The sequence below is a fragment of the Arthrobacter sp. 01T428 genome, assembly GCF_056398685.1.
Map to the genome: position 1 here is coordinate 90,117 of NZ_JBFTPW010000002.1, position 20,972 is coordinate 111,088.

The 20,972-nt window shown below is 64.9% G+C and carries 15 protein-coding genes and 1 pseudogene; 4 read left to right on the plus strand and 12 right to left on the minus strand.

The window, feature by feature from the left end; genetic code table 11:
* Positions 1-13: 13 nt before the first annotated feature.
* From AC1DJB_RS04465 to AC1DJB_RS04475, 3 genes are all read right to left on the minus strand, one after another.
* The gene (locus AC1DJB_RS04465) at positions 14-2,182 is read right to left on the minus strand and encodes a bifunctional polysaccharide deacetylase/glycosyltransferase family 2 protein (RefSeq protein ID WP_476909967.1); all 2,169 of its coding nucleotides are present in this window, start codon (positions 2,180-2,182) and stop codon (positions 14-16) included.
* 611 nt (positions 2,183-2,793) lie between these two features.
* Positions 2,794-7,620 carry an NAD-glutamate dehydrogenase gene (locus tag AC1DJB_RS04470; RefSeq protein WP_476909968.1) on the minus strand — a complete coding sequence of 1,609 codons (4,827 nt, stop codon included), beginning with the start codon at positions 7,618-7,620 and terminating at the stop codon, positions 2,794-2,796.
* A gap of 176 nt (positions 7,621-7,796) precedes the next feature.
* Positions 7,797-7,973 (minus strand): CsbD family protein, encoded by a 177-nt coding sequence (locus AC1DJB_RS04475; RefSeq protein WP_059389945.1) that lies wholly within the window; start codon positions 7,971-7,973, stop codon positions 7,797-7,799.
* Between the two features lie 146 nt (positions 7,974-8,119).
* On the opposite strand from AC1DJB_RS04475, the gene AC1DJB_RS04480 reads away from it, so the two are divergent.
* Positions 8,120-9,091: a magnesium transporter CorA family protein gene (locus tag AC1DJB_RS04480; RefSeq protein ID WP_284989098.1), complete on the plus strand. Its 972-nt coding sequence runs from the start codon at positions 8,120-8,122 to the stop codon at positions 9,089-9,091.
* Positions 9,092-9,117: 26 nt separating this feature from the next.
* Here the strand turns inward: AC1DJB_RS04480 and AC1DJB_RS04485 are convergent, their stop codons facing one another.
* Positions 9,118-10,776: a phosphodiester glycosidase family protein gene (locus AC1DJB_RS04485; RefSeq protein ID WP_476909969.1), complete on the minus strand. Its 1,659-nt coding sequence runs from the start codon at positions 10,774-10,776 to the stop codon at positions 9,118-9,120.
* Positions 10,777-10,937: 161 nt separating this feature from the next.
* On the opposite strand from AC1DJB_RS04485, the gene AC1DJB_RS04490 reads away from it, so the two are divergent.
* The 3 genes and pseudogenes from AC1DJB_RS04490 to AC1DJB_RS04500 form a co-directional block, all read left to right on the plus strand.
* A complete protein-coding gene (locus AC1DJB_RS04490; protein WP_284989100.1) occupies positions 10,938-11,522 on the plus strand; it encodes a histidine phosphatase family protein in 585 nt (194 codons plus the stop codon).
* A 91-nt stretch (positions 11,523-11,613) separates the two neighbouring features.
* Positions 11,614-11,766 (plus strand): alkaline phosphatase family protein, encoded by a 153-nt coding sequence (locus AC1DJB_RS04495; RefSeq protein ID WP_476909970.1) that lies wholly within the window; start codon positions 11,614-11,616, stop codon positions 11,764-11,766.
* 11 nt (positions 11,767-11,777) lie between these two features.
* A pseudogene (locus AC1DJB_RS04500) lies at positions 11,778-12,668 on the plus strand (alkaline phosphatase family protein); the annotation flags it as partial.
* A gap of 46 nt (positions 12,669-12,714) precedes the next feature.
* Here AC1DJB_RS04500 and AC1DJB_RS04505 read toward each other — a convergent pair.
* The 8 genes from AC1DJB_RS04505 to AC1DJB_RS04540 form a co-directional block, all read right to left on the minus strand.
* Complete coding sequence (locus tag AC1DJB_RS04505) at positions 12,715-13,830, minus strand: AI-2E family transporter (protein ID WP_306959984.1); 1,116 nt, start codon at positions 13,828-13,830, stop codon at positions 12,715-12,717.
* A 151-nt stretch (positions 13,831-13,981) separates the two neighbouring features.
* Positions 13,982-15,151, minus strand: a complete 1,170-nt coding sequence (locus AC1DJB_RS04510) for a glutamate--cysteine ligase (RefSeq protein ID WP_306959986.1) — start codon at positions 15,149-15,151, stop codon at positions 13,982-13,984.
* Between the two features lie 99 nt (positions 15,152-15,250).
* A complete protein-coding gene (locus tag AC1DJB_RS04515) occupies positions 15,251-15,454 on the minus strand; it encodes a hypothetical protein (protein ID WP_059389943.1) in 204 nt (67 codons plus the stop codon).
* Positions 15,455-15,533: 79 nt separating this feature from the next.
* The gene (locus AC1DJB_RS04520; RefSeq protein WP_284989104.1) at positions 15,534-16,148 is read right to left on the minus strand and encodes a TetR/AcrR family transcriptional regulator; all 615 of its coding nucleotides are present in this window, start codon (positions 16,146-16,148) and stop codon (positions 15,534-15,536) included.
* Positions 16,149-16,474: 326 nt separating this feature from the next.
* Complete coding sequence (locus AC1DJB_RS04525) at positions 16,475-17,668, minus strand: NAD(P)/FAD-dependent oxidoreductase (protein WP_441437479.1); 1,194 nt, start codon at positions 17,666-17,668, stop codon at positions 16,475-16,477.
* Positions 17,665-17,859 (minus strand): ferredoxin, encoded by a 195-nt coding sequence (locus AC1DJB_RS04530; RefSeq protein WP_059389941.1) that lies wholly within the window; start codon positions 17,857-17,859, stop codon positions 17,665-17,667. Before AC1DJB_RS04530 ends, AC1DJB_RS04525 begins: the two co-directional genes overlap by 4 nt.
* Positions 17,856-19,028 carry a cytochrome P450 gene (locus AC1DJB_RS04535; protein WP_441437480.1) on the minus strand — a complete coding sequence of 391 codons (1,173 nt, stop codon included), beginning with the start codon at positions 19,026-19,028 and terminating at the stop codon, positions 17,856-17,858. The genes AC1DJB_RS04530 and AC1DJB_RS04535 overlap by 4 nt, the downstream gene beginning before the upstream one ends.
* A 47-nt stretch (positions 19,029-19,075) precedes the next feature.
* Positions 19,076-20,797, minus strand: coding sequence for an MFS transporter (locus tag AC1DJB_RS04540; protein ID WP_441437481.1), 1,722 nt, complete (start codon positions 20,795-20,797; stop codon positions 19,076-19,078).
* Between the last annotated feature and the right edge of the window lie 175 nt (positions 20,798-20,972).

Consider the following 20,972-nt stretch of genomic DNA (forward strand, 5'->3'; position numbering starts at 1 on the left):
GCACTCTCCGTGGCTACGCTTGGCCCTGCGAAGCCGGCGGCACGCGCAGGCTTCCATACCTCTCCATTCGGTGCCACCGCAGGTGCACGCCGGCCAAGGCCGTGACTACCGACTGGATGACGACGAGATACATGAGCTGCCGATAGACGAACTGCTGAAGCGGAAGGGTCCACAGTGGACGAAGCGACTCATTGTCGAGCCGGAACGCATAGGCCGCCATGAGGAATTGCACCAGGAGGAAGACAAGCCAGAGCGCGGCGATCCGGACCGGATCAAGGAAGACCAGGCCGTAGATGGCGAAGACGTCCACTACTGGAGCGAACAGCGGCAGCAGCACCTGGAGGACGAGCAGATAGCCGAGCCCGCGCCGGCCGAGCTTTCCAGCCTGGCCGCCCTGCACCACCGCGCCCCGGTGCTTCCACATGGCCTGAAGCGTGCCATAGCACCAGCGGTATCGCTGTTTCCAAAGCGCACCAAGGCTCGCGGGAGCTTCGGTCCAGGCCCTCGCATCGTCCTGGTACACGACCCGCCAACCATCGCGGCACAGTGCCATGGTCAGGTCCGTGTCTTCAGCGAGCGTGTCGTCGCTGACTCCGCCAACCCGGAACAGGGCATCGCGGCGGAAGGCACCAATAGCCCCTGGAACGGTCGGCATGCACTCGGCGATGTCGAACAACCTGCGGTCCAGGTTGAAGCCGACGACGTATTCGATGTGCTGCCAGGCTCCGAGGATCCCTCCACGGTTGGCAACCTTGGTGTTCCCTGAAATTGCGCCCACTCGAGGGTCGGCGAAGGGCTGAATGAGGGCGTGAACCGTTTCCGGTTCGAAGACGGTATCACCGTCGACCATCACCACGAGATCGTGGCCGGCGGCTGCAAGCCCGGCATTCAACGCGGAGGGTTTGCCGCCGTTCTCTTTCCGGATCAACGTAACACCCGGCAAGCCGAGCTTTTCGACGATGTCCGCGGTGTCATCGGTCGACCCGTCGTCAACCACAATGATCTCCACCGGATGGCTTGATGCGGCGATAGACCGGACTGCGGCTTCGATGCCGGCGGCCTCGTTGTACGCGGGGACGATGACGCTGACCGGCTCCGTGACCTCGGGCAGGACCGGCACGTCCACCCGGCGTCGGCTGCGGCCGGTCGCAAGGGACCGGCGCGCCGCTCTCCGGTGGCGCGCTGCGCACACCACCACGAGCACGGCCCGGACCACTGTCACGACTCCGGCCGCAACGAGCGCCCAGGAGATGGCGGCGATGAAGAAATCGCTGAGCCGAATTCCCCACACCAACGCGTTTCCGCTGATCTGCTCTCCCACCGAGGCATCGCGCATGCTTGCGATCCCGACGGCGTCGCCCGCCGTCGTGACCCGGAAGCCTTGATCCGCGACCTTGGTGAGGACGGAGTCGAGCGCCGTGACCGTCTGCTCCCTGTCTCCGCCGCCGTCGTGCATGAGGAGCATCTGGCCCTGCGGGCCTGAAGGGGTGAGGTTCTTCTCGATGGCGGCGACTCCGGGCCGCTGCCAGTCCTCACTGTCCTGGGTGGTGAGCACAGTGAGATAACCCCGGTCCGCAGCGGTGCGCATCGCCGCCCACGTGCCGTCCCGGACGGCGTCGTTCTCGGAGCTGTACGGCGGACGCAGGAGCGTCGAGGCACGGCCCGTGATGCCGGCAATCACTTGCTGGTCACCCTGGACCTCAAGCTGCTGGCGCCAAGCCGGGGCGCTCCCAAGGTCCGCATGTGTCAACGTGTGCACCCCGATCTCGTTGCCGTCCGCAAGGATGCGGCGCACGAGGTCGGGATTGTCGATGGCAGCTGAACCGACCACGAAAAACGTGGCATGGACATGGTGCTTGCGGAGGACGTCAAGGATCCGGGGAGTCCAGACCGGGTCCGGACCGTCGTCGAACGTCAGCGCGAGCGTGCGGTCCGGCGGACCGACGGTACGAACGGAGCCGCCGCGGGAATCAACCACCGGCCCACCGTGCGAGACCGCGTCCGGGACGGTACTCGCGGAGCCACCCCCGGGCACCGAGTCATCGGCGATCCCGGCGAGGTGATGCATGTACCCCTGCACGACGAGTGCGACACCCAGTGCCAACAGGACGGCCAGAAGGATGAACCAGTGCGCCCTGACACTGACCGGAGCAGTGCGCTTGCTCAGGCGGCGCGCACTCACGGGTGCGTCGGCGTGGACGGCCGCGTGGCCTGGCCCGGAGCTGACCCGCTCTTGCCCGGACCCGTCGGCGACGTGCTCGGCTCAGAGGACGCAACCGGCGCAAACGAGGCAGCGTGCTGCGCGGCCGCACCGTTGATCGGTTGTGCCACAGCAGCGGGCGAAGGAGAAGTCACCGGAACACCGAAAGCGGCCGGCGTCGAAGGCGCAGGCAATCGGCCCTCGCCGGTCGGGAGCCCATCCGCGTTGGAAGGCGGAGTCGATGGGGATGACGGAAGACCACGGGCTGCCGGAGCGGCCGGTGGCGCCAAGGGCTTCACTGCGGCCGGCAAAGGTAGGAACGGCGCCGCAACGTTGGGCCCTCCTATGAACGCAACCAGCAGGAGGATGACATAGCCTCCTGCGAGCACAAGGGCTCCGAGCCCAATAAGCTTGAGCCTCCGCAGGCGTCGGCCTGAGGCGTCGACGAAGACAGGCCCACGCGGCGACGCGGATCCAGGCTGATCGGACGTTCTATTAAAAGCTGCCATCGGGCACCAACCTTAGAGGATTCGCATCCCGTAGCCCAAAAAGCGTCTTGTGCGACGATCCCCAGGGTTCAAGGTTCAAAACGGCTAGCGCTTCGCCAGCGTTCGCAGGAGTTTCAGGGCCACGGAGATCGACGCGAGGTCCACCTGCCCGGGCTTGGTGACCTCCATGAAGGTGTCCTTGATCCTCCCGAGTTGTTCCTGGCGCCCGCTCTCCCACTCCACGATGCGGTCCACGGCAGAGGCTCCGGAGGCCCCGCTCGCCCGGGTCGTCCGCATGACGGAAATCGTGATGTCGACGACGGCGGAATAGGCGTCGTCGCGGAGGGCTGCCCGAGCCAGGGCTTCCCACCGGCTTTGCCGCGGCAGGTCAGTGATGCGCAGCAACAGCGTTCCCACGCCGATCCAATGAATGACCGTGTGGTACATGTCGGCGATGGTGGTGAGGGGTTCATCCACCTGCTCCGCCACCAGCGAGATGTCCAGGAGGGAAAAGCTCTCCAGCAAATCGGAGGCGCGCCGCCCCAGGTCACCCGGCATCCCGACGTCGTTCCAATGCGCCAACCGTTGCTCGGCGCGGTCAAGGTCCGAGCCGCGCAGGAATTCCGTGGTCCGGGTCCGCAGCAGATCCACGGTCGGCCCGATCCTCCTTAGGGCTTCCGCGACGGGTTGGTCCCGATGGTCATGCGTCACGTACCAGCGGGTTGCACGGTCAAGGAGCCTGCGCAGTGGAAGGGCCACCGCGGCGGCGTGTTCGCTGGGAAACCCGGGAGGCAGGCTGGCGATCCTGTCCACGAAGCGCTGCAGCTCATAACCCTCGCGGACAACCACGAAAGCCCTGGCCACTGCCGCCGCGGTGGCCGTGGTCTCCTCGATGGCGCGGAAGGCGAACGTGATCCCTCCAAGGTTGATCATGTCGTTGGCCACCACCGTGCAGATGATCTGCCGACGTAACGGGTGGGAGTCCAGTTCGGCATCAAAGCGCTCGGAGAACTGGCGGGGAAAATAGCCACGGAGGACCCGCTTGAACCAGGGATCGTCGGCGAGGTCGCTTGCGGTGAGCTCCCTCGCCAGCTCGATCTTCGCGTAGGCGGCGAGCACCGACAGCTCCGGAGAGGTCAGCCCAGTGCCTGCCCGCAGCCTGTCCTGGAGTTGTTCCGTGCTCGGCAGGGCCTCCAGGCCGCGGTCCAGGTCCGCTGCGTTCTCCAGCCAGTCCATGATCCGCTCAAAGCCGGGACCCAACTCCAGCGCCAGGTGCCGGTCATTGAAAAGGAGGACGTTCTGGTCCATGTTGTTTGCCAGGACCAGGCGGCTTACTTCGTCGGTCAGGGAATGCAGGAAGCCCGCTCGTTCCTCGGGCCCCATTTTCCCTGCCGCAATCATCCGGTCAACGAAGATCTTGATGTTGACCTCGTGGTCCGAACAGTCCACGCCGGCCGAATTGTCTATCGCATCGGTGTTGAGAAGGACACCGGCGAGTGCCGCCTCTATTCGGCCGCGCTGCGTGACGCCCAGGTTCCCGCCCTCGGCCACGATCCGGGCCCTGAGTTCGTTGCCATTGACCCTGATGGCGTCGTTGGCTTTGTCCCCCACCTGCGTTTGGCCTTCGGTGGAGGCTTTGACGTATGTTCCGATGCCACCGTTGTAGAGCAGGTCCATGGGCGCCCTAAGAATGGCCTGCATCAGGGCGTGGGGTGGCAGCGAGGCCGTCCCTGGATCCAGGCCGAGGGCGGTCCGGACCTGTTCCGTGATCCCGATGGCTTTGGCCCGGCGGGAGTGGACACCCCCGCCTTTGCTGATCAGTGAAGGATCGTAGTCGGCCCAGGACGAACGGGGAAGACCGAAGAGGCGCTTGCGTTCCTCGAAGGACGTTGCCGCGTCGGGGCTCGGGTCAAGGAAGATGTCCCGGTGGTCGAATGCCGCCACCAGTCGGATGTGCGGGGAGAGGAGCATTGCGTTTCCGAAGACGTCGCCGCTCATGTCTCCGATGCCGGCCACGGTGAAGTCTTCGCCTTGTGAATCCATGCCGAGCTCGCTGAAATGGTGTTTCGCGGATTCCCACGCGCCGCGGGCCGTGATGCCCATCTGCTTGTGGTCATATCCCACGGATCCCCCGGAAGCGAAGGCGTCGCCGAGCCAGAAGCCGTAGTCCCGGGCCACGGAATTGGCCGCGTCTGAAAATGACGCTGTGCCCTTGTCAGCTGCAACCACCAAGTAGTAGTCATCGCCGTCGTGGCGCGCCACGCTGGCCGGGGGCACCACCGTTTCCCCGTCCGCCGTGGTGAGCAGGTTGTCGGTGAGGTCCAGCATGCCTTTGATGAAGATCTTGTAGCATTCCAGGCCTTCGGCGAGCCAGGCCTCGCGGTCCATGGCAGGGTCCGGCAATCGCTTTGGATAGAAGCCTCCTTTTGCTCCTGTGGGCACGATGACGGAGTTCTTCACGTTTTGTGCCTTGACCAGTCCCAGGACCTCGGTCCGGAAATCCTCGCTTCGGTCAGACCAGCGCAAACCCCCGCGCGCCAGGGTTCCGAAGCGCAGATGGACGCCTTCCACCCGCGGCGAGTACACCCAGATCTCGTACTTCGGCCGCGGAAACGGGGCACCTGCAATCGCGGCGGGATTGAGTTTGAAGCTCAAGTGGGCCTTGCCTTGGAAGTAGTTGGTCCGCGTTGTGGCTTCGACGAGGTTCATGAACGTGCGCAGCAGACGGTCAGCGTCGAGGACAGGGATGTCGTCGATCGCGGCGAGCAACTCCTTTTTCGCGCCCGCGGTGTTCCGCATACGGTCAGGCCCGTTCAGCGTTGGATCGAACTTCGCTTGGAACAGGGCAAGGAGCGCGCGTGTTGCCCGGACGTTGCTGATCAGCGTGTCCGCGATGAATCCGTACGAGTTGGTGGTCCCCAGCTGCTGGAGGTATTTCGCGTAACTTCTCAGGATTGCGGCCTGCCGCCACGCAAGCCGTTCCCGGATGACGAGTGCATCGATCCGGTCGGATTCGATGTCCCCCCGCATGGCGGCCGTGAAGGCATCCGCGAGCAGTCCGCTGGTTCCCTCGGGGTCAACGCTGCCAGGAAACTTCACGCCGAGGTCGTAAAGAAACAGCTCCTGGCCGCCCCGCCGAAGCTCGAAAGGCCGCTGGTCCAGCACTTCGAGCCCGAGGTTATGCAGGAAGGGCAGGATCTGCGTCAGGCTCCTGGGCCTTGTCAGGTAAAGGCGGATCCGGGCGTCCTCCACGAGGGTGCTCGGCGCACCCGTCCTGATGTATACCGTGAGCAGGGGATCCCCGAACGGCCTGCCGCCCGCGCTGTCGAGGTCGAACGCCTCGAAATTGATGATGTCCCCGACCGCGGCCTCCGCCTCGTAGACGGCACGATAAGCGGGAGGAAACGCGTCAGACCAGAGCCCGGCGAGCCGTGCGGCCTCCGCCGCCGGGAAGCGGTCGCGGATCGCGTCGTCGAGTCCGTCCGACCATGAGCGGGTAGCGGCGATCAGGCGCCGCTCCAGTTGGGAAGGGTCGACGACGGTGGTGCTGGACGCCGGAGCGTCGGGCGCGGCACCTACATGGATCCGGAAGAACACCCGGGCCATGGGTGACTCGGTCAGACGGACCTCGAAGTCTACAGAGTCCGCCCCGAACGCCCGCTTGAGTTCATCTTCCATCAATAGCCGGACCGCCGTGCTGTAGCGGCGGCGCGGGAAGAAGACGAGCGCGGACACGAACCGTCCAAAGCTGTCCTGACGAAGGAACACGCGGATCCGCTGCAGCACCTCGGCACGAAGAATTTCGCCCGCCAGGCGCGCGAGGTCATCCGCTTCGATGTGGAACAGTTCGTCCCTCGGAAAGGTCTCCAGGACGGCCATCAATTCCCTGGCCTGTTGCGATCGGGGCGTAAACCCCAGCCTTTCGCTGACTGCCTGGACCTTCTCCCTGAGAACCGGAATCCGGCGGACCGACTGGTGAGCGGCACCGGCCGTGAACAAGCCCAAGAAGCGTCGTTCGCCGGTGGTGCGGCCGGCCCGATCGAACATTTTCACGCGAACTTCGTCCAGGTACGAGTGCCTCAGGACTGTGGACCTGACCTCCGAGGTGGAAAGGGCGAGTGCTTGGGAGTCGTGGATACCCGGCACGCCTGGCCCGACGCCTCCGGCGGCGTCCCCCTCTGGCCGCCTCAGCAGACCCAGCGCGGCGCCTTGCCGTTCGACGAGCAGGTCCTGGCCACCCGCCGTCGTGAGTTTGCCTTCGGTGTAACCGAGAAAAAGGAAGTTTCCGTCGTCGAGCCAGAGGAGCAATTCCCTGAGCTGTTTCGGTGGCGGCGCCACATCGCGCGGGAACCCGTCCACCGAGGCGACGGCTTCGGCGAGCTTGCCACGGATGGCGGATCCGTCGCGGATGGCAACCCGGACATCATCCAGCACCCTCTGCAGGTTGTCCGTCAGTCGCCTCACGGCAGCCGCATCGGGCAGCCTGCCGATCTCCGCGGCAATCCAGACCTCGGTTTCCCCGGCCTCCGGAGGGGTTTCGCCCTCCATGGACGTTCCAAGGCGGACTTCCAGTAGCTCGTGGGACACCGGGTCACGAAGCACCCTAAAGCTGGGATGAACCAGCAGATTGATGGACGTGTCGTCGCGGGTGAGCTCCGCCGTGACGGAGTGGACCAGATACGGGATGTCGTCCGTCACGACTGCGACGATGCTGGCATCCAATTCGGTCAAGATCCCGACGGCGGCTTGCCCGGGCGCGCGCGACGACGCCAGTTTCAGGTGGTGCCCGGCCCGCGCACGGAGCGTCTCGGGACTATAGCTCCTCAGATCCTCCGGGGGCACCTGGGCAAAGTATTCGGCCAGGAAAGCTTCACTGGGCTCAAGCGAAGATGCTGCCTTCGTCTGCTCCGCCGGCACCGATTCGCGTGTCATGTCACCGCGCCTCCACTGCGGGTGCCACTCGCAAACTGGGGTTGACGATCCAGCCCTCCGCGCCTCCCTTCATCATGGCTGGCCGCACAGACCGAGTCCAGATGCTGGAACAAAGTACCAGGACATGACGCGGGCGCGGGCCGTATGGCCCGCGCCCTGCTGTCGGCGTCGGTGGACTAGTGCTTCCTGAAGGCGCCTTTGATCTTTTCACCTGCCAGCTTCAGATCGGCCCTGACCTGACGGGACTTGCCCTCAGCCTTCAGCCGGTCATTGCCGGTGGCTTCGCCGGCCGCTTCCGTGGCCTTGCCGTGGAATTTACCGGCAGCGTGATGGATCCTCTCACCCCAACCCATGATGGCTCTCCTTTGTCGGCGGCCCGCGGCGGGACACCGCGAGGCCGCACTTAAATTGTAGGGACGGAACTGCGGCAAAGGCACGTCCCGGCCGGGAAGCCTTGACACTCAGGGAGCACGGATACGGGTCCCGTACCATGGGGCGGATGGTGTTCATACGGCTATACCGCGAAGGCAAACTCGAACGCGACGATGTCCGGGCCCACGAGATCGAAGCCCTGGCCCGCCAGGACGATGTGGTCCTGTGGATCGACTACACGGACCCGACGGCGGATGACCTGCTCGGCGTCGAAACCGTGTATGGGCTTCACCGCCTCGCCGTCGAGGACGCCGTCCACGACTTCCAGCGGCCCAAACTGGACCGGTACCCGAACCACCTGTTCCTCTCGGCTTACCAAGCGGCTCTAAAGCCTGGCACCGGCGAGCTGACCGTCGTCGAGGTCTCGGCATTCGTGACCCATAACGCCCTGGTGACTGTACACGGGCCGGAGTTCGACACCGACGAGCTGACGGCGCACTGGGACTCGGAAACCGACCTCGCCCAACACGGGGTGCCCTTCCTCTTCTGGGGCCTGTTGGACATGATCGTCGACGGGCATTTCGACGCCGTCCAGGAACTCGATGGCTACATCGACGCCCTCGAAGAGTCGCTTTTCGACGACCACTCCCCCGACCATGACCTACAGCGGAAGACGTTCGAACTCCGCAAGAACCTCGTCCGGCTCCGCCGCGTCGTCCTGCCCATGCGTGAAGTCCTCAACACCCTGCTCCGGCGCGAAGACCTGGTCGGCTGCAGCCCTGCGATGCAGCCCTTCCTGCAGGACGTCTACGACCATGTGCTGCGTGCCTCGGAATGGACGGAATCGCTCCGCGACCTGGTCACCACCATCCTGGAAACCCACATCAGCATCCAGGGGAACCAGATGAACCTCGTCATGAAGAAGGTCACCAGCTGGGCTGCGATCATCGCCGTCCCGACTGCCGTGACGGGCTTCTTCGGGCAGAACGTGCCCTTCTTCGGCTTCCAGAGCGACTATGGGCTCTGGCTATCCTGCGCGCTCATGGCCGGCGGCTCAATCTTCCTGTACCTGGCGTTCAAGAAACGGGACTGGATCTAGCTGATTCCCCTGGGACGTCCTCTGCCCTACTGGTCGTCCTTACGGGCGGGAAGTACCAGGAGCGCATCCCCAACCGCGCGTTCCGAACCGCCCGACGGGCTGTTCTGGACTCTTCCTTCGGCAACGGCCGTTGTTGAGCCGCCGCCGTCGAGGTTCATGGCCTGGACCATGCCGAGCGACACCGCGACGTCAGCCTCTTCCTTCAAGCTCAATCCCAGGGAGGCAGTCGAGCGTCCGTCCGCGGTGACGAGCATGGTCCTGCCCTGAGCGTCGGTACCGGCGAAGGTCCGGGGGTTCCGCTTGTGGACCCAACCGTAGTAGAAGCTGTTTCCGTCGTTCGGGTGCACTATGCCGTCATGCCGGGCGGTGACGTCCACGCTGCCGTCCTTGACGAGCAGCGGGCCGCCGTTCAGGACGCTCGTGGCCTTGTCGGTGTGCAAGGGCTTCCCATCCTGGCCGAGCAATCCGGCGTCGATCTTCAGCTTCGCGCCTAAGGGAGCGAGCGCGCGGAGCCTGGCGACGTCTGTTCCGGTGGCCTGGATGGTGTGTCCGCCCGCAGGCACGGCCGCGCCACGGGTTTCGGCGACGGAAGTCACTGTGTCTTTGCTGTCCACGGTCACTTCAAGACCCGGACCGGCAGGCGTGGCCGGCCCGAACTCCGGGGTGAACGTGACGAGCTCGCTGGAGTTCGTGCAGGTGACGTCCTGGAGCGGGCCTGAGGTGGGCAAGTCGTTGGCGCCGCCACAGTTTCGGATCAGCCCGGGTACCCGGTCGATGCCGTCCAGAGCGGCTTCTCCGGCAGGGGAGGCGATCTTCCCTGACCAAGTCAATCGCTGGATACTGCTGGCATTCTTCGTTCCGTCAATGACGAGGGCAGGACGGTCCGCCACGGCTTCGCTGAGAATCCTGCCTCCGTACACACCGACGCCGGCGGGGTCACCTTCGGCGCCGGCCTTCGGGTCGAAGACGAAGAAGCCTGCGTTGACGGCGGCGATGGCGTGGGCGTCCGCGGCCAGCTGGCTGGTTGTCTCCCGCTTCTCCAGGTCCGGGCCGAATGATGCGGCTAGCTGGCCGTCGTACTTCCGGGGGTCGATGGTGATGACATCAAGATTCCACGGTCCGCGCGTCTTTGTGCTGGGTTCGGAGTCACCGTCCCAACCGGTATAGATCACTGAGGAGGCAAACCCGGCGGCCTTGATCTTCGCGACGACGGAGGCACCGTCGGCCTGTGCGGCAAAGTGGCCGGCACGGACCCGGAAGCCCAGATCACCTCCGGCGTCGGCAAGCTGCGGCGACTGGACATGTTCAACGCGGGCATCGACGCCGGCGGCCTTGAGCTTGTCGGCTGTGCGCTGCGCTGTGGCCTGGCCCGAGAGCGCCGACGTCGGAGCATCCGGATCCGGCGAATCAGAGGGAATCGCCACTTCGGCTGTCCAGAAGAGCGAAGAGTCAGCCCCTCCCCTGCTGATTTTGGTGAGCGTGACGCCCGGAGCGAGGGTTGTCACGGTCCGATTCTCAGGGAGGTCTGCGGCGCCAAGGTTGAGGTGGGAAGCCTGGTCCGTGCTGTTGCTATTTGAGCGCACATCGTCCGCATGGGTTGGGCCCACCGGGGTGAGGAGCGCTGAAGAGACGGCCAGAATGAGTCCGCCAGTGAGGGCACTGCGACGCTTGAGGGAGGCTTTCATGCGTCCACCGTATAGAGGCCGGCCGGCCGTTCGGACAGGTTTTCCGGGTTTCGAGGCACCTGTTGACCGAAGCTTCATGCCGCGTTCACCTGCAGGACGAAGACCGTCCGAAGCATGGGCGTTGGCTGTCCGCGGATTGGGTTCAGGGCAGAATGGAAGGCATGCCCCTCACTACCTTCGCCCTCGTACGCCACGGCCAGACAGACTGGAATGCCCAGCGCCGGCTGCAGGGATCCACCGACATACCGCTGAACGACGTCGGCCGCGGCCAGGCGCGCGACGCCGTCGGCGTCCTGTCCGCCTACGAGTGGGACGCCATCGTTTCGTCGCCGCTGAGCCGGGCTGCGGAGACCGCCGAGCTGATCGCCGCAGGGCTGGGACTCACCGTGGACCGGCGCGTGCCGGAGCTCACTGAGCGCCGTTTTGGACCTGCCGAGGGCCTGCAGGCAGGACCTGAATTGGACGCCCTGCGCATCCCCGGCGGTTTCCGCGGCGCGGAAAGCGAGGACAAGGCAGCCTCCCGCGGCTTGGCTGCGCTGGAAGCGCTGGCCAAGGAGTTCAACGGCCGCCGCGTCCTGGTGGTCGCCCACGGAACGCTCCTCCGCGTGAGCCTCGGCCGTGCGGTGGGCCGCACTCTGCAAAGCATCGACAACGCCGTGCTCAACCTTGCCCACCACCATCCCGTTGACGGCTGGCATCTCGAATACTTCAACGGCGAACGCGTCATGGCCACTATTCCCGGCTGAGCCGCACCGGGTCGAAGGCATTTCCACCGGCACAGCGGCGTGGGAGACTGTTCAGCACGGACAGGAACTCTTTCCGAAGGGGATGGTCACCGTGGCGGCAACTGGTCTTAACGCCGTCGAGCACATCGTCGTCTTGATGCTTGAAAACCGCTCATTCGATCACATGCTCGGATACCTCTATGCCGATTCCGGCAATGTTTCGCCTTCGGGGGACCCGTTCGAGGGCCTGACCGGCACTGAGTAGGCTGCTTCACCCCGCAGACGCTGCCGGTGTTGTCGGCGATGGCGAAGGGATTCGCCGTCTGCGACGCCTGGTTCGCGTCCGCTCCGACGATGACGATGCCTAACCGGGCCTTCGCCTGCGCCGGCACCAGCCAGGGCAACTTGGATGACAAGGCCAAGCGGTTCACCGTGCCGAGCATCTTTGGGCACCTGGGCAACCACGGCATCCCGTGGAAGATCTACGGCGAAACCAAGTCGCCCCTGACGAAACTCGACTTCGACGACACCCGGCACGCCCCGCCGTCGAACATTGGCCTGTTCGCGAACTTCCAAGCCGACGCGGCAGCAGGGAAGCTCCCTGCATACGCTTTCCTTGAGCCGTCCTGGTCCTCGACGGGCAACAGCGAACATCCCAACTACAACGTCGCTCTCCGTGAGCAATTCCTTCTCGACGTCTATCGCGCCGTTCGCGATGGGCCAGCTCGGGGCCCCACGCTGCTCATCATCACGTATGACGAACACGGGGGCTGCTACGACCACGTCGCCCCGCCATGGGGCGCGACACCGCCGGACGACGCCGCGGGGGAATTCGGTTTCGATTTCACCCGCTTCGGGGTGCGGGTGCCTACCGTGCTGATCAGTCCGCTCATCCCCGCCGGCACCGTCTTTCGGGCCTCCGGCGCTGTCCCGCTCGATCACACGAGCATCCTTGCGACCATCGAACATCGTTGGAACCTGCCGGCCCTCACCCGCCGCGATGCCGCGGCGCCCGACGTCGGCGGGGCCTTGAGACTCGCCGTCCCCCGCACCGACGACCCCCTCGCGGGCGTCCGGGCACCCAGTCCCCCGCCGACCACGCGGGCCCTGGCAGAACAACCGTCCCACCTGGAGCAACTGCGCGAGGAGCTCCTAGCGCAAGCGTAAGACCGGGTGCCGCCCTAGGATCGGGCTTTGGCTGTGTGAGTCCTTTTCAGGCCGCGGTTCCGTCGGCGGGGCCGATCCCGGCGGGCGCCGTGTCTCCGCGCCCGGTCCACGTCTTGATGGCAGTCCACGCGACGGCGGCAGTCGGTACGGCTAACAAGGCCCCGATAATGCCTGCGAGCATCGTGCCAATGGCCAAGGCGAGCAAAATGGCCAGTCCGTGGATGCTCAGCACCTTGCCCATCAAAACGGGCTGGAGGAAATGGTGCTCAAGCTGGTTTGCCGCGATGAGGACAGCGAGGACGATGAGCGATGTCACCGGACCGTTCGAGATCACGGCGACACCCACGGCGAGGGTACCCGCAGCGGTGGAACCAACGATGGGAATGAACCCGCCGATAAACACAAAAACGCCCAGAGGCAGGGCAAGCGGGACGCCGAGGATGGCCAGCATTGTTCCTATGATCACGCCGTTCACTGCTGCGATCAGAGCCGTGCCGCGGACGTATCCTCCCAGAACGACGGCGCTTCGTTCCGCGGCCAGGTGGGCCTTTCCGCGGTGAGCCGCGGGAAGGAATCCGAAGAGGAAGTTCCTGATCTTCTCGCCGTCCTTGAGGAAGAAGAACAGGATCACCACCATAAGAACCAAGCCGGCCAGGATTTCAGCGACCGTCCGCGCGCCGGTCAGCGCTTCGGCGCCGAAGCTACTGCTCGTGAAGAAGCGCTGGATGGAATCGGCCACGGATCGGAGCTGCTCGTCGCTGACTTTGAAGGGGCCGTTGTTCAGGAATTGGTGCAGTTGCTCGATGCCGGCAGTGAATTTCACGGCAAGCTCCTTGGATTGCGCCCTGATAAGAAAGACGATTCCGGTGATGACTCCGCCGAAGACTGCAAGGATCCCCACGAACGACGCTGCGACGGCGAGGGCCCGGGGCCACCGGTGCGCAGTCAGCCAACGCACAAGAGGCGAAATTGCCGAGGCAAGAATGAGCGCGATTGTGACCGGGATCATGACGAGCGGAACGCTGGTCATCGCCCACACAATCACCGATGCCAGGGTGATGACCAGGAGCATCTGCCCTGAACGGATCCCTGCCCGGCCAAGGCCGTCGGACCACATCGCCGACATCGTGCGTTTGCTCGGCGAATTGTTGCTTTCAGTCATTGGATTCCTTCCTGGTGGTGGCTCCGGCACTGAACGCCCCGCCGTCGTGCATTCAGGCACGGTGCGCTAAGAACGGTCGGAGCTCTTGCCCTTATCGCTCATGCCTCACCCTAACGGCGAGCTCCGATGGAGCCGCAATTTCGGCCGACGGCTAGCTCGCCACGAGCGCGGCAGTCCCCGAGGCCGCCGCGAAGTACGGTTGGTCGGTGCGTTCGTGATCAATGGGTTCGAGGTGGGTGACGCCCGTTGCATATGCGACGACGCCGGCAAGACTGCCGGTGCGTTGGTGGGCTTGCCGTTGCCGCGCGGCTCCCGTGCCTTGGCTGAGGATCCTTTGCAGTCCCTCGTTGGCGTAGTGTGCGTCCCCGGTCCCTTCGAGGGCATCGCGGACGTGGGAGTGGAGTGCGGCAAGGACGTGCCTTGCTGTGGCGGGCTTGTGCGTTCTCGGGTGGAGCAGCTCGCCGTGCAGGCCGAACCGGCTGGCCCGCCACGTGGCCTGGCGCAGGACGGGGACAGAAACCATGTCCGGACGCTGTCCGGATTTCCATTCCCTGGCGGCTGTATCCACCAAGGCACGCACCAAGGCCGCGATCAGCAGGGCATCCCGGGCATCAAGGCAAACATCCGAGACACGGATCTCGACCGTAGGGTGCCGGGCAGACAGGCGAGCGTCGAAATCCGGGCTCATGATCACTCCCGTTGCCGACAGGTCGGCCACCAAAGAGTGGTAGGCCGCGGCAGATCCGAAGACATCGGTGGGACCGGCACTGGACCATCGGTTCCAAGCTTGGGTCCGGAAACTGGCGTAACCACTGTCGGACCCATTCCAGAACGGTGAATTCGAGCTCAGTGCAGTCAGCACCGGCAGCCAGGACCTGATCCGGTCCAGCACTGCCACGCCTTCCTCATCCGAGTCAACGGAAACATGGACGTGGTATCCGCAGGTCAGCTGCTCTCTGGCAGTCATAGCGAACTTTTCCAGGAGGGCGTCGTAGCGCTCGGTGTTTGTTGCATGCGGAGCGATCGCCAGCGGCGACGTCGCGAGGGCTGCAATTCTCGCGCCCGCCCTTCGGGCCAGCGAATCTGCGTAAGAGCGTCCGGCACGTATTTCAGCGCCGAGGGCACTCAGGCTGCTGTGCGGGGAGGTGATGACTTCGATTTGCTCCTGCTGAAGCTCGATCGCCAACGTCGGGCCGAAAGGAGGAGCCACCCCCTGGGGACCGGCACCATGAAGGCGCACGATATCGCCGGCGAGGGGCACGGGACTGCCGTTGTCAGGATCTACGATCAGGAATTCTTCTTCAACACCAAAAGTACGCACTTGCCAAGTGTGGGCCACAAAAGCTATGCCCCACGACCACAAGTCGCAGGACCTCTGGCATCAAACGTCTCTGGTCAGTTCCGAGACGCGCAACTGCTGCTAGCTGGCCGGCGTCACGACGTCTTCAAGGACTGACCTGTCGAAGAATCGGATCTCGCCGGTCGCTTGGAAAAACACGGGAACTACCGATGTGTTCGCGTCCTTCGAGGTTTCGTAGATCTCCGGCGCGCTGCCGTGTTTTCGGGCGATGGTTCCTACCAACTCGGTGCCGCGAACCCTGACGGTTCGATACTTGTAGCTCATGTGGACCCCTCTCGTCAGCCACAGCAAACGCTACTCCTGTGAAGCGCAAAGACCAGCTGGGCAGCTGCGTGGAGCTTGATTATCCTGCGTCGCAGAGCAAGTGGTACCAACTGTCGGCGAGCACTTCTAGCGCGTGGTCGCGGTTTGGCTCGAGCTTGCGCCGCGTCCAGAGAGTGGCGACGTAGTCGAGCTGGGTGAAGGCGAGTGTTCCACGGATGTGGTGCGTTTCTTCGGGGAAGCGCCCGGCCAGCTGCATGCCGCGGACAAGGTCGGAGATGACTTCCTCATGCCAACCCTCCACCAATGTCCGCACTTCGCGATCAACCGCAGCAGCCTCGTCGAGGACGTCGAGGTACGGACGGAAGACCGGCCAGAGCGCAGCGCGCGACTCGAGCCAGGCAAGGATTCCCGGCAGTTTGCCATCCCGCACCACGTCCACGAGCTCGACGGCGGTCGACGCACTGTCGGGACCATCCGCGCGGTCGAGCACGGCGTTGACGCGCGCCATGAAGTCCCTCATCAGATCGCTCCGCGAGGGGTAGTACGCGTAAAAAGTCACCCTCGTGGTGCCGGCAGCGGCGGCGATCTCGTCGATCGTGGTTGCCGCGTAGCCCTTCTCTGTGAAGAGTTCGAGTGCCCGTTCGACGATCACGTCGCGGGTCAGCTGCTTCTGGGCTTCTCGCAACGACGACATGGGTCAATCCTAACCGTGGTGTGCGGCAATTGTGCGGAGCAAGAGCAAAGGATGCGCGTCGCCAAGCGAGCTGACAAGCCGTAAAGAACGCACGCGCCCACGTGTTTGGCAGCAGACCTGAGCGAGCGTCCTGGTGTTTGGCAGCAGACCTGAGCGAGCGTCCTGGGTGGATGGCCATATATGTGAGCGAGCGTCCTGGTGGATGGCCAACGGGGCGGGGGCGTCAGCTCCCCGGCGGCGAAGCCCCCTTCCGCCGCCGTTCCGCCGTCGCGCCGTCCCCTTCCAGACGCTCGCTCACCTTTGGGGTGTTTCCGGCCGACGCTCGCTCACATCATGTGAGCGAGGGTCCTGGGTGACGGGCCGGCGTCGGCCAGTCGGCGCAATTTCGGGACGGGGATCCGGTAGTTGATCGCCACAGCGGTCCCGGAGCCGTCCTTGTCCTCCCAGCGCAAGAGCATCGAGTCGCTGTCCTCCCCCGGCTCGCAGTAGTCCGGTGCGCCGACCATGGGCGTGAAGCCGACCGACTTGAGCGACAGGCCGAAGGCCTCGGTCCAGAAGTACGGCTGGAAAGTGAACTCGGGCGCCGCGTCGCCCTTGAGCAGCCCGACGGCGGCGGCCTTCGCCTGGTCGATCGCGCTCGTCCAGAGGGGCACCCGCCGTACCCCGCGACTGCTCGGGTAGAACGCCACGTCGCCGGCGGCGACGATATCCGACCGAAGCCGGCCGCGGGTATCGACCCGCAGCGCGCCATCGACGAGGAGCCGGGTTCCGGCCAACCAATCGGTGTTCGGTTCGTCGCCGACGGCGGTGACCACCAGATCCGCTTCAAGCTCGGTGCCGTCGGCCAAGACAACCCGCGTCCCGGCGTCGGACTCCATTAGACGGGCTTTCCCGCCGACAACCACTCGTAGGCCTTGCCTGATGGCAGAGGAGGTGAACATATGCCCCAGGTAGTCGCCGAGCTGGCGCGCGAGGGGCTTGCCGTCGGAAACGAGCGTGACTTCGCAGCCAAGGTGCAGGCAGCCCGATGCGACCTCCATTCCGAGCGGCCCGCCGCCGATCACGACCACCGAAGGAAGCGATGCGAGTCGCTCCCTGAGCAGGATCGCATCCTCGATGGTGCGCAAAGTGAGCTCCCTGGAGGAGCCTTTCCCTTGCGCTCCCTCCCTGAGGCGTCTCGCCCGGGAACCGGAGGCGATCACGAGGCCGTCAAACGGCAATTCATCGCCACCGTCCAGATGAACCAGCCTGGAGTCGACGTCCAGCCCCGTTACGCTGACGCCGAGCAACTCGCTCGCTCCGTGGCCCGGCTCGGGAAGCTCGTGGGCCTGGAGGGCGTCGGCGTTGCTCCCGTTAACACTGTGCAGCAGCGCCTTCGACAGGGCGGGACGGCTGTACGGTTGGTGGCGCTCGTCGCCAACCACCGTCAAGTCGCCGTCGAAGCCCGCTGCGCGCAGCGAGTCGCATGCTGTGAGTCCGGCGATGCCGTTGCCGACCACCACAATCCTGCGCATGGTCATGCCGCAGCCAATCGGAGCGCCGCGACCGGGCAAACCCTGACCGCAGCCTTCGCGGCATCAAGCCCGGCACCCTCCACGTCCGGCACATCGATGACCAATTCGCCGTCGTCATCCAGGTGCATCAGCGACGGCGCGGCTTCCTCGCACAGGCCGTGGCCTTCGCAGCGGGGACGGTCCAGTTCGATCCTCATGCCGCCACTACCTTCTCAACCTGGAGAACCTCGAAGCTCCGCGTAATATTGCTCGGCTCGCGGACCTCATCGGAGAGGGCCAGGGTCTTCACCCTGCGGGCAAGCGCTTCGATGATCGCGTGTGCCTCGAGTTTCGCGAGGCCCTGGCCGGCGCAGCCATGCGGTCCATAACCAAAGGAGAGGTGGTCCACGGGGTTTCGTCTTACGTCGAAGGTGTCAGGGTTCGCGTAGTGGCGCGGGTCCCGGTTGCCCGCGCCGAAGAGGATGCCGACCTGGGCACCTGAGGGTATCGTGACTCCATCGATCTCCACGTCGCGCGTGGCCTTGCGTCCCCAGATGTGGACCGGAGCCCAATAGCGCAGCACTTCGGCGAACGCCGCGGGAACCAATTCCGGGTTCTCCCGGACCAGCTCGAACTGATCGGGGTGGCGGCCGAACAGCGCGACGATGTTGCCGATGGAGGCAATGGTCGTGTCGACGCCGGCTCCAAGATACTGGTGGATGATGTGGCCTGCTGAGCCTTTGGGAATGTCACCGCGGGTCTCGGCGTCGAAGATGCCGCGGCCGATCGAGCCCGGAGCGAGGTCATCCGCGGTGACCGAGGAGCACCAGCCGTACAATTCGCCGGCGATCGGGAAACTCTCCTGGGTGCGCTGGTTCAGTGGACCGATGACTTGCATCGCGGCCTGGCCCCAGCGCAGCATGTTGTCCTTGACGTGGCCGCTGAAACCAACAAGATCGGCGACGATCTCGATCGGGAAGGCCCGGGCCAGGGCATCGATGGCCTCGAAGCCGCCACTGGTGGCCAGTTCCGCGACGAGCTTGTCCGCCTTTTCGTCGATGACGACTTTGAGGCCGCGAAGGGCCCGGGGGGTGAGGTTCTGGGACAGCGTGGCGCGGAGCTGCGTGTGGATCGGCGGGTCGGAGGCAAGGGAGGTGCCCTGCAGTGCCTCGTTGACCACCGGGTTGAATCCGATGCTGGTGGACGAGAAGGCCGCCGGATCGCCGAGGGCATTGCGGATGGCGTCGTAGCGCGTCAGGACGTACAGCTCGTTCTTCGGAAGGTGGACCACGGAAGCCTGCTCGCGGAGCGCGGCATAGGTGGGGTAGGGGTCGACGAGGATGTCGTCAGCCCAGATGTCGATGTCTGACTCGATAGGTGCGGTCACGGGGTTCTCCTTGTGGATAGTAAGTGGTCGGGTCAGTGCCGGAGGTCTTAGACGGCGGCCTCGGCGCTTGCTTCGGTGGTCTCCGTGATGGCATCGGCGGTAGGCGCTGAGGACCGTGCGGAGATGAAGAGGGTGAGAACGGCGGAGAGGGTCGCCGCGACGCCCGCGCAGAGATAGACGGTCTGGAAACCCTCGCCGAGGGACGTCCCGGCGACCCCCTGGATCCGCGGCTTGGCTGCGGCGAGGGCCTTGACCATGCCATCGACCGCCGGGGCCGGAGCACCGCCTCCCGCTGCCTGGCCGGAGAATTGGGCGACGATGCCGTCCCAGCCTGAGAGGAAACCAAGCGGCGGCACGTGCACCAGTCCGGCCACTGCATCTGCGGGCATTCCGGCCGCCCCGAGGATGCCGGCAAGGGGACCAGCGAAGACTGTGGCTCCAATGCCGAAGGCGATGGCCGAGCCGATCACAGGACCGAGGGCGAAGCCGAGGTCGCGCAGGAGATTCGTCGTGGCGGACGCCATGCCTATTTGTTGGGCCGGGACGGTGTTGATGGCCACTGCGGTAACGGAGCCGACCGTGAGGGCGAAGCCGACACCCAGCACGAGCAGAGGCGGAATGAATGCTGTCCACGGCGTGCCGCCGAAAGTCTCCGGGGTGCCGAGTGCGAACGTGGAGAGCCAGAACCCGGAAACGGCCATGAAAGCGAAGCCGGCCGTCAGTACCCAGCGTGGGGCAACGTGGTGGATGAGCCACCCGACCACCGGGATGAAGGCGAATGCCGGGCCCTGGATGAAGACGAATAGAACTCCGACCTTCCAGGTCTCGGCCAGGGCCAGGCCGCTGACGGCGACGCTCGTGCTGAAGCAGATCGCAAGGAAAGCGAACATCCCGGTGACGGCCACAATCCCGGTGATCGAGTAGGAGCTGTTCTTGAACAGCGAGAGGTGGATCAGTGGCTGAGCGGTGCGCGACTCGATGATGATGAAAGCGATGAGCAGGATTCCGCCGGCGATGTAGCTTGCGATAACCTGCGCGCTGCCGAAGCCGGCGTCGACCGCCGTCACCGTGGCGTAAAGGACGGCAATGAGGCCGACGGCGAGAGTGAGCTGGCCGGGCATGTCCAGTTTGCGCCCCTCGGCGGCTGCGGAATCTTTCGCGCGGACCGCGATGAGAAGAACGACGACGGCAACAGCGGCCGCAATCAAATAGGCCGCGCGCCAGCCACTGAAGGCGTTCGAGGCGCCTGGTCCACCGCCGGGCACGGTGAAGAACTGCGCAGTGAACCCGGCAAGCACCGGGGAAATCACCGCGCCCAGTGACAGGAACCCTGCCCAGGTGGCGATGACCTTCGCCCGGGCGCGGTGGTCGGGGGTGATCGCCGCGATCATGGAAAGCGAAATGGGAAAGAGTATGCCCGCCCCTATGCCGCCGATGGCCTGCGCGACGATCATCACGCCGGTGGAGGGCGCCATCGCGGCCATGACCGAGCCGATGACGCTGACGGCAGCGCCGACATAGAGCAGCTTCCTGCGCCCGAACATATCGCCCAGCAGTCCCCAGCTGAGCTCGAACACCACAATGCCCATCAGGAACATGCCCGCGATCCAGGTCAGGCCAGCGCCCGAGGTGTGGAATTCCACGGCAAAGGTGCCGCTGAGGGCCCCTGGCAACGCGTTGGTGATCTGCGCGAGGGTGACAGCGCTGTAGGCGGCCACGAAAGTGGCCCGTACAGAGCCGCGGCTCGCTACCGAAATGGTTTGACTCATCGATGAAACTCCCTTGTTTCTGTTCGATCTGGTTCATGGGGACTGTATGAGACAGTGTGGAGTTAATTCTTACAGCATGTCAAGGAAAATTCTCTTGTATAAATTTCTTGACAGTATGTAAAGGAAAGTGTGATGCTGGCTGCATCGCAACGGAGCGACGGCGCGGTCACACTGC